11 protein-coding genes are annotated in these 16,255 nt (G+C 64.4%); 6 read left to right on the top strand and 5 right to left on the bottom strand.

Annotated elements, in window-relative coordinates:
- Window positions 1-5 precede the first annotated feature (5 nt).
- From RBA40_RS27800 to RBA40_RS27810, 3 genes are all read left to right on the top strand, one after another.
- On the top strand, window positions 6-1,391 hold the full coding sequence (locus RBA40_RS27800; RefSeq protein WP_306651651.1) for an efflux transporter outer membrane subunit: 1,386 nt from the start codon (window positions 6-8) through the stop codon (window positions 1,389-1,391).
- A gap of 141 nt (window positions 1,392-1,532) precedes the next feature.
- Window positions 1,533-2,483, top strand: a complete 951-nt coding sequence (locus tag RBA40_RS27805; protein WP_306651653.1) for a M28 family peptidase — start codon at window positions 1,533-1,535, stop codon at window positions 2,481-2,483.
- 160 nt (window positions 2,484-2,643) lie between these two features.
- Window positions 2,644-3,438: a substrate-binding periplasmic protein gene (locus tag RBA40_RS27810; RefSeq protein ID WP_306651655.1), complete on the top strand. Its 795-nt coding sequence runs from the start codon at window positions 2,644-2,646 to the stop codon at window positions 3,436-3,438.
- Here the strand turns inward: RBA40_RS27810 and RBA40_RS27815 are convergent.
- Together RBA40_RS27815 and RBA40_RS27820 are read right to left on the bottom strand one after the other, a co-directional pair.
- Window positions 3,428-5,980 (bottom strand): GGDEF/EAL domain-containing response regulator, encoded by a 2,553-nt coding sequence (locus RBA40_RS27815; RefSeq protein ID WP_306651656.1) that lies wholly within the window; start codon window positions 5,978-5,980, stop codon window positions 3,428-3,430. The two genes, RBA40_RS27810 and RBA40_RS27815, sit on opposite strands and share 11 nt — an antisense overlap.
- Window positions 5,977-9,087: a response regulator gene (locus RBA40_RS27820; RefSeq protein ID WP_306651658.1), complete on the bottom strand. Its 3,111-nt coding sequence runs from the start codon at window positions 9,085-9,087 to the stop codon at window positions 5,977-5,979. The genes RBA40_RS27815 and RBA40_RS27820 overlap by 4 nt, the downstream gene beginning before the upstream one ends.
- A 447-nt stretch (window positions 9,088-9,534) precedes the next feature.
- Between RBA40_RS27820 and RBA40_RS27825 the strand changes: the two genes are divergently transcribed.
- Window positions 9,535-11,136: a methyl-accepting chemotaxis protein gene (locus RBA40_RS27825; RefSeq protein WP_306651659.1), complete on the top strand. Its 1,602-nt coding sequence runs from the start codon at window positions 9,535-9,537 to the stop codon at window positions 11,134-11,136.
- 177 nt (window positions 11,137-11,313) lie between these two features.
- Here RBA40_RS27825 and hemW read toward each other — a convergent pair whose 3' ends face one another.
- Both hemW and rdgB read right to left on the bottom strand, forming a co-directional pair.
- Window positions 11,314-12,552, bottom strand: a complete 1,239-nt coding sequence (hemW, locus tag RBA40_RS27830; protein WP_306651660.1) for a radical SAM family heme chaperone HemW — start codon at window positions 12,550-12,552, stop codon at window positions 11,314-11,316.
- Window positions 12,549-13,133 (bottom strand): RdgB/HAM1 family non-canonical purine NTP pyrophosphatase, encoded by a 585-nt coding sequence (gene rdgB / locus RBA40_RS27835; RefSeq protein WP_306651661.1) that lies wholly within the window; start codon window positions 13,131-13,133, stop codon window positions 12,549-12,551. Before rdgB ends, hemW begins: the two co-directional genes overlap by 4 nt.
- A 205-nt stretch (window positions 13,134-13,338) precedes the next feature.
- Between rdgB and RBA40_RS27840 the strand changes: the two genes are divergently transcribed.
- The gene (locus tag RBA40_RS27840; protein WP_374710557.1) at window positions 13,339-14,400 is read left to right on the top strand and encodes a transporter; all 1,062 of its coding nucleotides are present in this window, start codon (window positions 13,339-13,341) and stop codon (window positions 14,398-14,400) included.
- A 41-nt stretch (window positions 14,401-14,441) separates the two neighbouring features.
- Complete coding sequence (locus RBA40_RS27845; RefSeq protein ID WP_306651662.1) at window positions 14,442-15,395, top strand: DUF3616 domain-containing protein; 954 nt, start codon at window positions 14,442-14,444, stop codon at window positions 15,393-15,395.
- A gap of 130 nt (window positions 15,396-15,525) precedes the next feature.
- Here the strand turns inward: RBA40_RS27845 and rph are convergent, their stop codons facing one another.
- A complete protein-coding gene (gene rph, locus RBA40_RS27850; protein ID WP_306626925.1) occupies window positions 15,526-16,254 on the bottom strand; it encodes a ribonuclease PH in 729 nt (242 codons plus the stop codon).
- Window position 16,255: the final 1 nt, after the last annotated feature.

Here is a 16,255-nt window from a genome sequence, read left to right on the forward strand (position 1 = left end):
CCTTGATGACACGACTGACTCCCCTGGCGCTGGCCCTTTCCGTGGCGCTGGCCGGCTGCGCGTCGATGGCGCCCAAGTACGAGCGTCCGGCCGCGCCGGTCGCTCCCGCCTTCCCGGCGCTGGCGATGAGCAGCGCCAGCACCGAAGCGGCGTCGGGCATCGCCTGGCAGCGCTTCTTTGCCGATGCACGCTTGAAGCAACTGATCGAACTGGCGCTGACCAACAACCGCGACCTGCGCGTGGCGATCTTGAACATCGAACAGGCACGCGCGCAGTACCAGATCCGCCGCGCCGACCGGCTGCCGTCGCTCAACGCCAGCGTCAGCGGCAGCCGCGTGCCGGGGAAGGACGACAGCATCAACAGCACCTACACGGCCGGGTTTGGCGTGAGCTCGTTCGAACTGGACCTGTTCGGCCGCGTGCGCAGCCTGAGCGACGCTGGCCTTGCCCAGTACCTGGCCACCGAAGAAGCGCGCAAGAGCACGCATATCAGCCTGGTCGCGTCGGTCGCCAACGCGTATCTGAGCCTGCTGGCCGATGAAGAATTGCTGGGCCTGACGCAAAAAACCCTGGCCGCGCGCGAGGAATCGCTCAAGCTGATCCAGCTCAAGTACGACAACGGCGTCGTCTCCAAGCTCGACCTGCAGCAGGCACTGTCGCTGCTCGACAGCGCCCGCGTGGTGCTGGCGCAGCAACAGCGCCAGCGCGCGCAAGACCTCAACCTGCTGACACTGCTGGTCGGCCAGACGCTGCCGGCCGGGCCGGACACCAGCACCACGCTGGCGGCGATGGCGCTGAGCGAACTGCCGGCCGGCTTGCCGTCGGACTTGCTGACGGTGCGCCCGGACATCCGCGCCGCCGAGCAGCAGCTTATCGCCGCCAACGCCAACATCGGTGCGGCGCGCGCGGCTTTCTTCCCGCGCATCACGCTCACCGGCAGCGCCGGCAGCGCCAGCAACGAGCTGAGCGGCTTGTTCAAGAGCGGTTCGTACGGCTGGTCGTTCGCGCCGCAGATGGTGCTGCCGATCTTCGACTACGGCCGCAACAACGCCAACCTGGGCAGCGCCAAAGCCGGGCGCGACATCGCCGTGGCGCAGTACGAAAAATCGGTGCAGACGGCGTTCCGCGAAGTGTCGGACGCGCTGGCCGGCCAGGCCACGTTCGGTGAGCAGCTGCGCGCCCAGCGTTCGGTGGCCGAAGCCGAGGCCGAGCGCTTCAAGCTGTCGGACCTGCGCTACCGCAGCGGCGCGGCCAGCTACCTCGACCTGCTCGACGCCCAGCGCTCGCTGTTTTCCGCCGAACAGGCGGCGGTGCAGGCCAACCTGCAGCGACTGCAAAACCAGGTCACGCTGTACCGCGTGCTTGGCGGCGGCTGGACCGCTGCGCAATAATTCCCCTTCCCGCGCCGGGGCCGGGTCTGGCATGCAGACCCGGCCCCGGCCGTACAATCGCGCTTGCGTCAACCCGCCGGGCCGGGAACTTCACGCCCATTCATTCTGTCTACCGATACCAGGGCCACAATGCGCATTCGTATGAGCACGCTGTTCAACACCACCGTCGTCGTGGCGGCCGCCGCACTGATCGCTCCCGCCAGCGCCGCGCCGCAAGCCGATCTGCCCGCACGCCTGGCCGGACACGTGCGCCAGATCGCTTCAAGCGAACACAACACTGGTAGCCCGGCCGCGCTTGAGAAAGCCGCCCTGTATCTCGAAGCCACCCTCGCCGCCCAAGGCTATGCGGTGCGGCGCGACGAATACACGTACGACGGCCACCGCGTGCGCAATCTGGAAGTGTCGATCGCTAATATTGCTCCCGGCAAGCAGCCGGAGCGCATCTATATCGTCGGCGCGCATTACGATTCCGCGCCGGGCACGCCGGGCGCCAACGACAACGGCAGCGGCAGCGCCGCCGTTATCGAACTGGCGCGCATGTTCAAGGGCGTCGTCCCCGCTCCCGGTAACGAACTCAGGTTCGTCCTGTTCGTCAACGAAGAACCGCCCTATTTCGGCGGCGAAGGCATGGGCAGCCGCCATCACGCCAGGGCGCTCAAGGCGCGCGGCCAGCACGTCGAGGCGGCGCTGATCCTGGAAACCATCGGCTACTATTCCAACGCCAAGAACAGCCAGCGCTATCCGCCCGGCGTTGCCGCCTTCTACCCGGACCAGGGCAATTTCATCGCTTTTGTCGGCACCCTCGGCTCATCCAGCCTGGTGCGCAAGACCGTGTCGGCCTTCCGCAAGGCGTCCAGCTTCCCCGCCGAGTCGCTGGCGGCGCCGTCGTTCGTCAAGGGCGTCACCTGGTCCGATCACACCTCCTATAACAAGGAGGGCTATGAAGCCGTCATGATCACCGATACCGCGACGATGCGTTACCCGCACTATCACCGCAGCACCGATACGCCGGACAAACTCGACTACGCCAGCATGGCCAAGGTCGTCGACGGCATGGCGAAAGTCATCCAGGCGATGGTACAAGACCGCTAAAGCGGGCGAACACAGTACACCGTCCCGTGGCAAGCCGCGCTCGGCCGGTGTGTCGCGGCCAAGGGCGGCAAATCGCTGTCATGATCTGCGCGCACTGTATTGGATGAAACCTTGTTTCGCGGTATGCTATGCCAAGAATTTCTCCTCAAGCGGGTGCAAGGTGAGCCTCTCCATAACGCTGCTGAAGTCTTCCCTGCTGGCCTTGTGCATGGCGCTCGCCGCCGGGGCCGCGCATGCCCGCATCAAGGTGATCGTCGCCACCGACTCCTGGGCACAGCTCATGTACCTGGACAGCAAGAAGGTGCCCAGCGGCGACCTGGCCGATTTCGTCAACCGGATGAATGAGGTGCAAGACAAGTTTCGTTTCGAACTGGCCATCTATCCGCGCGTGCGCCTCGACCGCGTCTTCCTCGACAAGCAAGCCGACGTGTATCCTTTGCGCACCATTTTATGGACCAAGCCGGAACAAGGCTTGCTGGCGACCAAGACCATCTTCACCAGCGGCGACATCTATTTCGCGCGCCGCGACAACCGCTTCGGCGGACACAAGGTGTTCGACAATCTGAAAGAAAAAACCGTGGCCGGGGTACGCGGCTACCATTATCAGTTATTCAACAACAACCCCGACGAAGTCTATATCAAGGAAAACTTCAAGGTCTATCTCTTCGGCTCCAACGAAGGGGCCATCCGCTTCGTGCTGGCCGATCGCGCCGATGTCGGCATCGTGCCCGAAGTCATCATGGCGAAATACCTGAAAGACCCCAAGGTGCGCCAGCAAGTGATCGTGGCCGACTACTACGACTCGCAAGTCGAACTGTCCAACCTGGTCAGGAAAGATGGCCCCATTTCCGTGGAACAGATGAACGCCATCATCGACCTGTTGATCGCGTCGGGCGATGTGAAAAAACTCAAGGCCAAACTAAGCATTCAGCCATACGGCTCGCCTAAAAAGTAAAGTGCCGGGTACTGAAATCGGCGAGCAATGCGCCGGTGTCCTCGCCCACCAGCGGCCGGCTGAACAGATAGCCCTGCATCACGTCGCAGCCCAGCTCGCGCAGGTAGCGTGCCTGTCCGGCCTCTTCGACGCCCTCGGCGATCACTTCCAGCCCCAGGCTCTGCCCGAGCGCGATCACGGCCCGCACGATGGCCGCGTTGCCGCTGTTGTTCATCATGTCGCGCACGAAGGACATGTCGATCTTGAGCTTGTGGACCTTGAGCTGCTGCAGATAGGCCAGCGACGAGTAGCCGGTGCCGAAATCGTCGATCGACAGGCGCACCCCGAGCGCGCGCAAGTCGGCCAGCGACTGGAACGATAGCTCGCGCTCGCGCATCACGAAGCTTTCGGTGATTTCGAGTTCCAGCTGTTCCGGGGCGATGCCGGCGTCGTCGAGCGCGCGCCTGACCGAATCGAGCAGGCGCCCGCTGCTGAGCTGCACCGCCGAGATATTCACCGCCGTGTGGCGCGGCGCCAGCCCGGCGTCGCTCCAGCGCCGGATCTGGTGGCAAGCCGTTTTCAAGACCCACTCGCCCAGTTCGACGATCAGGCCGCATTCTTCGGCCAGCGGGATAAACGCGGCCGGCGCCACATTGCCGCGCACCGGATGGGTCCAGCGGATCAGCGCTTCCAGGCCGATCAGTTCGCCGCTGCGCAGGTCCACCTGCGGCTGGTAGTGCAGGGAAAACTCGCGCCGTTCGAGGGCGCCGCGCAAGTCCGCCTCCAGTCCCAGCCTATCTCTGGCGCGGCTGCTCATCTCGGGCGAAAAAAAACGCAAGGCGCCGGGTCCCTTGGCCTTGGCCTGATGCAGGGCCGCGGCCGCGCTGCTTTGCAAGGTCTCCACATCGCCCCCGTCGGCCGGATACAGCGCGATGCCGACGCTGGCGCCGACGTAGGCGCTGGTACCGTCCAGCTGGTATGGCAGGGACAGGGCATCGATGATGCGCTGCGCGACCAGGTCGACGCCGGGCGCATTCGCTTCGCGCTCGAGGACGATAGTGAATTCGTCGCCGCCCACGCGCGCGATCGCGTCCACTCCCGGCAGCAGCGCGCGCAAGCGCATGGCCACCTCGGTCAGCAAGCGGTCGCCGGCACTGTGTCCGAGACTTTCATTGATCGTCATGAAGTTGTCGAGGTTGATGAACAGCAGCGCAAACACCGATTGCGCATGCCTGGCCTGCTTGACGGCGTGCACCAGCAATTCACCGAACAAGGCGCGGTTCGACAAGCCGGTCAGAGGGTCGCGGTGGGTGACGAAGTCGAGCTGTTGTTCGGCCTGCCGCCTTTGGGTGATATTCGCATACGAACCGCGCCAGCCGCGCGGCGTGCCCTCGGCGTCGAGCACCCGCCTGGCCACATGCTCGACCCAGCGCTCGCTGCCGTCCAGGGCGCGGATGCGGCAGACGAACGGCGCGATCTCGTCCATGCCGCAGGCCGGCCCGAACTCGGACCAGCCCGCCAGATCGGCCGGATCGATGATCTTTTCCATCAAGGCCGGGTCGGCAAAAAAATCTGCCGGCGCATAACCCGACACCGCGCTGCAGGCGGGCGAGACGTACAGATAGCTGCCATCCGGCCCCAGCCAGTATTCCCAGTTAGGCGAGTAGTCGGCCAGGATGCGGTATTTCTCCTCGCTCTTCTGGAGCAGGGCGGTACGCTGGGCGACCACGCGTTCGAGGTGGCGCCGCAGCCGGCTCAGCTCGAGGTGGGTGCGCACCCGCGCGCGCACTTCTTCGATGTCGAACGGCTTGGTGATGTAGTCGGCCGCGCCCAGCTCGAAGCCCTTGAGCTTGTCGTGCGCCCGGTCGGCCACCGTGACGAAAATGACCGGAATGCGGCTGTGCTCGGGCAGCGACTTGATGTGCTGGCATACCTCAAGGCCGCCCATGCCGGGCATCATGATGTCCAGCAAAATCAGGTCGGGCGGCGCCGTGCCCTGCACCAGGTCGAGCGCCTTGGCGCCCGAACCGGCGATCATGATGCGGTAATCGTCGCGCAATGCTTCGAGCAGCCCATGCAGGTTCTGGGGCACGTCGTCGACCAGCAGCAGGGTCGGCGCGCTGGCCGGATCGGCGCTGGGCTCGCTGTCGAACAGGCCCGCGTCCTCGCGATAGCGTTGCAAGGTCAGCTGGGTGCTCACGCGCAGCAGCAGCAATTCCGGATCGACCGGCTTGGTGATGTAGTCGGCCACGCCCAGTTCCAGCCCGCCGGCGACGTCGGCCGCGTCGTCCAGGGCGGAGACAAAGATCACGGGAATATGGGTCGTGGCCGGGTCCGATTTCAGGCGCGACAAGACCGTATAGCCATCCATGCCCGGCATTTTGATGTCGAGCAAAATCAATTCCGGCTGCGGGCTGCGGCGTGCCAGCTCGAGCGCCTTTTCGCCCGAGGTGGCGGCCGTCATGGTGTGGGTCGCGCTCAGGATATTCATCAGGAGATGCAAATTTTCGTGCACGTCGTCGACGATCAGAATACGCGGGCGGTGTCGGCTGAATCGGCTCATGGATGGGTTCCGGGTTGCGCCTGTCGGAGGGTGCCGTCGCTGTGCGGCGGCGGCATGGAATGGTCGTCGCTGGCCTGGCTCAGGCGCAGGCGCAGGGCCTGGGCCAGTTCCACCGCCTGTTCGATCGCAAAGGCGTCGGCACAGCTGGCGATCTCGGCAATCGCGGCGGCGGCGCTGGTGCCGACCGTGCTCGCGCGCAATTGCGCCAGCAAGGATTCGGCCCGCCCCAGATCGTAGTCGAGCGCGCTTGCCAGCTGGTCGAGCAAGGCCATCAGGGAGGCATGCGGCAAGGCCGGCAAGGCCGGTGCGGCGGCGTTCGCGTCCGCATTCGCGGCGGCCATGCCATCGATGTCGGCGAGCAGCGCGGCAAGCAAGCCCTGCATCGATTCCAGGTCGGCTGCGGCGGGCGGCTCGCCGTTCTTGAGTTTGCCGCTGATCGCGCCCAGCCGGGAAAACAAGGCGCTGGCGCCCAGATTGCCGGTCACGCCGAGCAGGCTGTGGCAGTAAGCGTCGGCAGGTTCACGATCGGGTAGCGCCAGCAAGGCCCTCAGTTGCGCGGCGGCGTCGCCATAGTTGTCGCGAAAGCGCAGCAATTGCCTGCGGTAGGCATCGGCCTTGCCACCGATCCGGCGCACGCCTTCACGCACATCAAGGCTGGTGAGCGCGAGCAGATCGGGAGGAAAGCGCAGCGGTGCCCGTTCCGGCGCCGGCGGGCCCACGACGAGGCGCTGCGGTGCCAGCCGGACCCAATGCGCCAGGGTGGCCATCAGGCGCTCGGGCGCGATCGGCTTGGTCACATGGTCGTTCATGCCGGCGGCGCGGCTCTGCACCACATCGTGGGCCATCGCCAGGGCGGTCATGGCGATGATGGGCAGCGTGCCGAAGCGCGCGCCATCGGCCGTGGCGGCCATGGCCCGGATCTGGCGCGCCGCTTCGAATCCATCCATCACGGGCATCTGGATATCCATCAGGACGCCATCGTAATTGCCCGTGCGCACCATATCGACGGCTTGCCGGCCATTGACCGCCTCGTCCACCAGGATGCCCTCGCTGCGCAGCAGTTCGCTGGCGAATTCACGGTTGATGTCATTGTCTTCGGCCAGCAACAGGCGCGCGCCCGACAAGCCCGAGGCGCGCAGGCGCACGGCCGGGCGGCGCAGCTCCTCATTGTCCAGAATGCGTTTGCGGCCCAGCACCGAGAGCACGGAATCGAGCAAGGTCGACGGCGAGACAGGCTTGATCAGGAAACCATCCACGCCCGCTTGCTGCGCCAGCCGGAACACATCTTCGCGGCCATAGGCGGTGACCATGACCACCTTGGGCACGTCGGTGATGCGGCTGTCGGCGCGCAGATGGCGCGTCACTTCGTCGCCGTTCATGCCGGGCATGCGCCAATCCATCAGCACCAGATCGAACGGCTTGTCGTTGGAGGCGGCCAGCGCGGCCAGCGCCTGCACCCCGTTCGCGGCCGCGGCCACGTCGAGCTGCAGGAAACGCAGCATGTCGGCCATGATGTCGCGCGCCGATTCGCTGTCGTCGACCACCAGCACCCGGATTCCCTTGAGCAAGGGGCCGACCGGATCGAGCAGCGCCGCCGGCGCCGGCGCACCGGGGGCGGCGCGCGCCAGGGTGAGTTCGAAGCACAAGGTGCTGCCCTCGCCCGGCGCGGAGTGCGCAATCCAGATGCGCCCGCCCATCAGTTCGACCAGTTCCTTACTGATGGCCAAGCCCAGTCCGGTGCCGCCGAAACGCCGCGTGGTACTCTGGTCGGCCTGGGTGAACTTGGCGAACAGTTCGCGCTGCACTTGCGGCGACATGCCGATGCCGGTGTCGCGCACCGCCATCGCGATGGTGATGTCGCTGTCGGAGCTGGCAACCGCGCGAAAGCTCAGTTCGACCTCGCCCTGCTCGGTAAACTTGATCGCGTTGCCGCACAGGTTCAGCAGGATCTGGCCGAGACGCAAGGGGTCGCCGACCAGCTCGGCCGGCATGGCCGGGTCGTAACGGATCAGGAATTCCACCCCCTTTTGCTCGGCCTGGTATGCGACCGCGTCGGTCAGTTGTCGCAGAACGCCGTCGAGGGTGAACGGGATGTTTTCAATGTCGAGCTTGCCCGCTTCGATCTTGGCGAAGTCGAGGATGTCGTTAATGATGCCAAGCAGCGACAGCGCGGCGCTTTGCGCCTTGCCCAGGTAATTCTGAAGCGCCGGCGCGGGGTCGGTTTTCAGGGCCAGGTACAGCATGCCCAGCACCGCGTTCATGGGGGTACGGATTTCATGGCTCATATTGGCCAGGAATTGCCCCTTTGCCAGGTTGGCTGCCTCGGCGGCATCCTTGGCCTGCTGCAATTGGCAGGTGCGTTCGGCCACGCTGTTTTCCAGGTTCTGGTTGATCTCCTTCAGTTGTCGCATCGAATCATAGAGCTGCGCATGGCTGTCGTTCAGCGCGCCGACCAGCTGCCCCAGTTCGTCCCGGTAGGGATAGGAGATCTCCCCGGCGCGGCTCTCGCCGGGCGCGGCACGCCATTGCGCAACCCCGCGCGCCACCTCGGTCACGCTGCGCGACAGGCGATAGCTGATGGTCCAGGAAACGATGAGCCACAAGAAAGTGCTGCCGAGCACAGAATTGAGCAGCACGACAAAGAAACTCGACTTGAGGCGATCCCACAACACGTCGCCGTTGGCATACAGTTCAAGGTAGCCGATCAAGCGCTGCTTGTTGTCGCGTTCGACGTAGCGCAAGGGCATTTTGTCGTGTTGGTACTGGTGCGATGCCGGGGCCGTCGGACTGGCGCGCAGGGCGGGACGGTCGCCGTCGCCGACCAGCTCTGCGCCATCCGCATTACTGATCCGCACGCCGGTGACGATCGCATTCTGGCGCACGCCGCGCACCACGGCTGTCAGGCGGGCGGTATCGAGCTCCCACAGCGCTTGCGTCGCGCCCGGTTCCACGGTACGTCCAAGAGAGGCCAGATCGCTGCCGATGGCACGGCTGACCGCGACGTACTGGATCCCCAGCTGCATCAGCGTCATGCTCACCGATAGCAACAGGTACCACGGCAGCATGGTGTAGAGAAGACGGCTGGCAAGCGTTTGCGTGCTGAACATCGACCCTCCGGTCAAGGGAAATCCAAGCTCCGGCAGGCGCAGGCGGCCGCAATGTCCTTGCGGTGGCGCAGTGTCTTGCCCGGCGCGACATGTTAGCGCCCAGACATTCATTCTAGTCGGATGGGATGCCTGCATGCAAGCGCCGGTTGCCGCTCTGTATTCGAACAAAAAGTTGCGCCGATCCGACAGTCTCGACCAGCCGCCGTCGCCCTGACGGCCGCTCATGCCGCGTGCCTATCGCGCCGATGAACAATTCCGAAATGACAATAAAATGGCCGGAATTGCCAGGTTTGCGGTGAAAATCAGGTGGGTACAAGAAAGACGTTGCCTTAAAACAACATCTTGGAGAAAGATTGCAGTTCGAGAAACGTTAGCTGGATGTGTATCTTACCGTATAGAATAATTGCCATCCGGAATTATTTACTTCTCAACTGTCAGGAAAACATCATGTTCCCCAATGTCCGCATCGGATCCCGCCTTGCGATCGGTTTCGCCATCGTGCTGGTTTTGTCCATCCTGTCCACGGGCTACGCCATGATGGCGGCGAGCGACAACGCGCGCGCCACGGAGCGCATGATGGCGCAGCCGCTGACCAAGGAACGCATGATCTCGGACTGGTACGTGATGACCTATTCGGCCGTCACCCGCACCTCGCTGATCGCCCGCAGTGCCGACGACACGCTCTCGACCACGTTCGCGCCAGCCATTGCGGACAGCGTCAAACGCAGCACGGAGCTGATCAGGCAGATCGAGCCGCTGCTCACCAGCGACGAAGAAAAGGCGACGATGCAGGCCATCCTGGCCCAGCGCGCCACTTACCAGGCGGCCAAGGAAAAAGTCATGGCCGCCAAGAAGGCCGGCGACGGCGCCACCACCGATCTGGCCTTCAACGGAACCTTTCTCCCCGCCGCCAGCGCGTACCAGAGCAGCATCCAGGCCATGCTGGGCATGCAGCGCAAGACCATCGACGACACCGCCATCGCCATCGAAAAAGCCAACAGCCGCACGATCAGCCTGCTCCTGCTGCTCGGCGCCCTGGCCGTGCTGACCGGCGCCGTGTGCGCCTTCCTGATCACGCGCTCGATCATCGGCCCGCTCAAGGCCGCCGTGGCGGTGGCCGGCACCGTGGCCAGCGGCGACCTGACCACCGAGTTCGGTCACGCTGCGCGCGATGAAATCGGTGACCTGATGCGCGCCCTGCAGGCGATGAACGACTCGCTCACGCGCGTGGTCTCGGAAGTCCAGAGCGGCACCAATGCGATTGCCATCGGCTCGACCGAAATCGCCGCCGGCAACCTGGACCTGTCGGCCCGCACCGAGCAGCAAGCCAGCTCGCTCGAAGAAACCGCCGCCTCGATGGAAGAACTGACCTCCACCGTGCGCCAGAACGCCGACAACGCGCACCAGGCCAACCAGCTCGCGCTGGCCGCGTCGCAGGTGGCGCGCAAGGGCGGCGCGATCGTCAGCCAGGTGGTCGAAACGATGGGATCGATCGAAGCGTCGTCGCGCAAGATTGTCGACATCATCGGCGTGATCGACGGCATCGCGTTTCAGACCAATATCCTGGCGCTCAATGCCGCCGTGGAAGCGGCGCGCGCGGGCGAACAGGGACGCGGGTTTGCCGTTGTCGCTTCCGAAGTGCGCACGCTGGCCCAGCGCTCGGCCGGCGCCGCCAAGGAAATCAAGGGCTTGATCGGCGACTCGGTGGCCCAGGTCAGCAACGGCACCCGCCTGGTGCAGGAAGCCGGCACCACGATTGGCGAAGTGGTCGACAGCGTGGCGCGCGTGACCGACATCATGTCCGAGATCACCGCCGCCAGTAACGAGCAGCGCGTGGGCATCGACCAGGTCAACGAAGCGATTGCGCAGATGGACCAGGTCACGCAGCAGAATGCGGCGCTGGTGGAGGAAGCGGCAGCGGCGGCCGGCAGTCTGGAAGAACAGGCGGCGCGGCTGGCGGATGTGGCTGGTGGGTTCAAGCTGGCGGCGACGTCGAAAGGCCGGCCGCAGCGGGTGGCGGGTAAAATGCCGCTGAAACTGGCGGCCTGACCCGACGTCGTTTCTCGCACTGCCAGAAACGACACCCTGTCAACTCAAAAACCGTCGTTCCCGTCAGCCACCGTCGTTCCCGCGAAGGCGGGAACCCAAGATTGTTCTGTAGTCGCAGGCAGCTCTACGAACTTGGGGAGAACGCATGCGTTCCCGCCTTCGCGGGAACGACGGAAGCTACGCCGACAAAAACATCTCCTGCAAATCATTCAAAAAGCGCTGTCCCAACTCCGTCGGCCGGATGATCTTGTGATCGCGATAAATCAAGCCCTTGGCCTCGGCCGCATTGAGCGTCTGCTCGATCGCATTGATCCCCATGCCGGTGCGTTCGCCAAACAGGTTCGGTGAAAATCCCTCGGTCAGGCGCAAGGTATTGAGCATGAACTCGAACCCCATATCCGCGCGCCCGATCTCGCGCTCTTCCTGCACCGGATTACCGGCCCGCGCGGCCTCGATAAACGCCTTGGGCTGCTTGTAGCGCGCCTGGCGCAGCACCCGGTGCGGGAACGAGATCTTCGAGTGCGCACCCGCGCCGATGCCGAGATAATCGCCGAACTCCCAGTAATTCACATTGTGCTTCGCGCGCCGCCCCGGCTGCGCGTACGCCGACACTTCGTAATGCCCGTACCCCGCCGCCGCCGTCTCCAGCGCGATCATGTCCTGCATGTCGGCGCTGGCATCGTCGTCCGGCAGCGCCGGCGGATACTTGGCGAACAGCGTGTTCGGCTCCATCGTCAGGTGGTACAGCGACAGGTGCGGCGGCGCGAACGACAACGCCGTTTCCAGGTCGTGCCGTGCTTCTTCCAGCGTCTGCGACGGCAAGGCATACATCAGATCGAGATTGAAGTTGTCAAAGTTCGCATGCGCGATCTCGACCGCCCGGCGCGCCTCGTTGTCGTCATGGATCCGCCCCAGCGCCTTGAGGTGCTTGCCGCTGAAGCTCTGAATCCCGATCGACAGGCGGTTGATGCCGCTGGCGCGGAACGACCTGAACTTCTCGGACTCGAACGTGCCCGGATTGGCTTCCATCGTCACTTCCGCATCCACATCCAGCGGCAGCAGGGTGCGCACGTCCGACATCAGGCGGTCCAGGCCCTTGGCCGACATCAGGCTCGGCGTGCCGCCACCGATGAAGATGGTGTAGATCTTGCGGCCCCAGATCAGCGGCAGCGATTGTTCCAGATCGAGCCGCAGCGCATCCAGGTATTGCTCTTCCGGCAGCTCGCCGCGCGCCTCGTGCGAATTGAAGTCGCAGTACGGGCACTTCTTCACGCACCACGGATAGTGGATGTACAGCGACAGCGGCGGCAGCGCGGCCAGGTTCAAGGCGCCCGGCTGCAGGTACTGCAGGGCGCTCGCGGCCGGCGAGCGCGGCTCGGTCTTGACGGCGCTGCCGGCGACTTTGATCGGAATCATTTCAGCTTCTCTACCAGCGCGCGCAGGGCCTGGCCGCGGTGCGACAGCGCGTTCTTTTCAAGCGGCGACAACTCGGCGGTGCACTTGCCCAGCGAAGGAATCCAGAAATGCGGATCGTAGCCGAAGCCGCCCGTGCCGCGCGCCTCGGCGACGATCTCGCCGTTCCAGCGGCCGTCGGCGATGACCGGCTGCGGGTCGTCCGCGTGGCGCACGAACACCAGAACGCAATAGTAGTACGCCGATTTGTCGGCGTGTCCGGCCAGGTCGGCGATCAGTTTTTCGTTGTTGCGCGCGTCCGATTTCGGTTCGCCCGCAAACCGCGCCGACCATACGCCGGGCGCGCCGCCCAGGGCATTGACGCAGACGCCCGAATCGTCCGCCAGCGCCGGCAAACCGGTCAGGCGCGACGCGTGGCGCGCCTTTTCGAGCGCGTTTTCGACAAACGTGGCAAACGGCTCGTCGGCTTCGGGCACGTCGAATTCGCCCTGCGCGTGCAGGGTAAAGCCTACGGGTGCGAGGATTTCGCCAAATTCCTTGAGTTTGCCGGCGTTGTTGGAAGCGAGGATAAGGCGTTGGGTCATAAGAGTCTGGTCTGGCGGGTGATGGATGCCAGCGGCATCCGCAAGTGCGTATTTTAGCGCCATTAGCCGCCCGGCTGGCGCGGGCGCCGCTTTTGCGGGATTTTGCGGGACAAACACTGTACTATATCGGCATCCTGAATTGACGACGACTATCCGATGCCGACAGCAGCGCCATGCGACGCGCTACGCGACGCCCAAACCGACCATGACGCCAGCATGCGCGCCGGAGGCTGCCTTGCTTGAGATCGACAAAGTTGAAGTGAGCTATGGCTCCGACCCTTCGGGGCTGGTGTGGGGCTATCTGTTCGGCGTCAGTCCGGAAGCGCTGGCCATCGATTCGGCCGCGGCGCTGGCCTGGATGCGCGACCACGCAGCCAACAATCCATCGCAATTCATCTGGCTGCACTTTAACCTGTCCAACGCGGCCAGCGAAAAGTGGCTGACCACCCACGCCAACCTGGCCGACGAATTCTACGAAACGCTGCACACCGGCTCGCGCTCGACCCGCATCGAACTGGCCGAAGACACCCTGATCGCGGTGGTCAACGATGTGCTGCACAATTTTTCGTTCGAGGAGTCGGACATTTCGACCCTGTGGGTCAGCGTGGCGCGCAATGTCGTCGTCAGCGCGCGCAGGAAGCCCTTGCAGTCGATCGAACGCGTGCGCCAGGCGGTGCGCCAGGGCGAGCCGGTGCGCTCCTCGGTCGAACTGCTGATCCACCTGCTGCGCGACCAGGCCGACGTGCTGGTGAAAATCGTGCGCGACGCCGTCGAACGGGTCGACGACATCGAAGACAAGCTGCTGGCCGACCGCCCCACCGCCAAGCGCGAAGACCTGGGCGCCATGCGGCGCGTGCTGGTGCGCCTGCAACGCCTGCTGGCGCCCGAACCGGCCGCCCTGTTTCGCCTGCTGCAACGCCCGCCCTTGTGGATGGCCGACCTGGACACCCAGGAGCTGCGCGAAGCGACCGAGGAATTCTCGGTCGTGCTGAGCGATATGTCGTCGCTACAGGAACGTATCAAGCTGCTGCAGGAAGAAATCGCCGCGCGCGTCAGCGAAGAGACGGGCCGCAGCCTGTTCATCCTGACCATCGTCACTGTGCTGGCGCTGCCGATCAACATCATCGCCGGCATGCTGGGGATGAACGTGGGCGGCATTCCGCTGTCGCACCACCCGGCCGGCTTCTGGATCATTGCGGCCGTCATCGCCACCTTCACGGTGGTGGCGGGCTGGCTGGTCACGCGCGCGGCACGGCGCCTGCGTTAGCCTCTATCATGGCGTTTTTGACAAACGCAGCGGAGAACAGCATGAGCAAACAACGGGAACCGGCCAGCGCAACCCTGATCGCGGATGCGCTGCACGCCAAACTGGAAGACCATTTCGTTTATCGCGGCATGTGCGACGCGTCGGCTGCCGCCGCGCTCGGGGATGACCTGTTCGTGGTCGCCAACGACGAACGCAACCAGCTGAAAATCTACCAGCGCGGCGTGGCCGACGCGGTGGAGGTGGTCGACCTGTCGGACTTTTTGGGCACCAAGAAGAACAAGGAATCGGACCTGGAAGGCGCGGCCACCATCGGTGAGCGGATTTACTGGATTACCTCGCACGGGCGCAACAAGAAGGGCGAGGTGCAGGAGCGCCGCTTCCGGTTCTTTGCGACCGAGGCGGGCAAGGCGAATGGCAAAGGAAAAGCGCGCCTGGAACCGGTCGGCAAGGCCTACAGCGGCCTGCTGGACGATATGATCGAGTCCGAACAGCTGAAAAAATATCCGATTGCGCAGGCGTCCGGGAAGACGCCGGAAGCCGATGGCGCTTTCAACATCGAAGGGCTGGCGGCCACGCCGGAAGGGACGTTGCTGATCGGGTTGCGCAATCCCGCTCCGGAAGGCAAGGCGCTGGTGGTGCATTTGCTGAACCCGGAGAAGGTGATCGAGGGCGAGCGGGCCGAGTTTGGCGGAGCGTTCGAGCTCGATCTGGGCGGCCTGGCGATCCGCAGCATGGAGCTGGTGGGGCTGGCGTACATGATCGTGGCCGGGCCGCCGGCCGATCATGGGGAGTTTGCGCTGTATCGCTGGTCAGGCAAGAAGGACGATGCGCCGGAACAGCTGGTGCATGAGGATTTTGACGATGTGCGGCCGGAGGCGCTGTTTGCCATTCCAGGCACGCGCAAGGTACAGATTCTCAGTGATGACGGCGGGCCGCATGTGAAGGGGATGGCGCAGGAGAAGCAGACGTTTCGGAGTATTACGGTGGTGTTGTAAGTACCCCCAAACTTAAGTCCCCGCGAAGCCTGTTTGGTGCCACCACCCTAAAAACCGTCGTTCCCGCCTGCGCCGGAAGTCGTTTCTGCCAATGGCAGGAACGACGGAACAAAGGGTAACGAAGGGGCGGTTAGATCCCCAGCGCTTTTTTCTGCAACGCGATAATGTCCGCAATCCCCGCCTGCGCCAGATCGAGCAAACGGTTCATCCCGGCGCGGTCGAACGCCGCGCCTTCGGCCGTGCCCTGCACTTCGATAAAGTGCCCGGCTTCGGTCATCACCACATTCATATCCGTGTCGCAGCCCGAATCCTCGACGTAATCGAGGTCCAGCACCGGCATGCCCTTGTACACGCCGACCGAAATCGCCGCCACAAAACTCTTCACCGGCACCGCGGCAATCGCGCCGCTGGCCACCAGTTTGCTGAACGCGTCGTACGCGGCCACCATCGCGCCCGTGATCGACGCGGTACGCGTGCCGCCATCGGCCTGGATCACGTCGCAATCGAGGTTCAGGGTGCGTTCGCCGAACGCTTCCAGGTCGAACGCGGCGCGCAGCGAGCGCCCGATCAGGCGCTGGATTTCCTGCGTGCGCCCGCTTTGCTTGCCGCGCGCCGCTTCCCGGTCCATGCGCGTGTGCGTCGAACGCGGCAGCATGCCGTATTCGGCCGTCAGCCAGCCCTGCCCTTTGCCCTTCAAAAAGCCCGGCACCTTCTCTTCGATGCTGGCCGTGCAAATGACCTTGGTGTCGCCGCACTCGATCAAGACCGATCCTTCGGCATGCTTGGTGTACTGGCGCGTCAATACGATGTCGCGCAGCTGGTCGACGGCGCGGCCGCTCGGACGTGATTCAAATGTCATG

Origin of the sequence: Massilia pseudoviolaceinigra, from assembly GCF_030846505.1 — a bacterium.
Classification (GTDB): Bacteria; Pseudomonadota; Gammaproteobacteria; order Burkholderiales; family Burkholderiaceae_D; genus Telluria_A; species Telluria_A violaceinigra.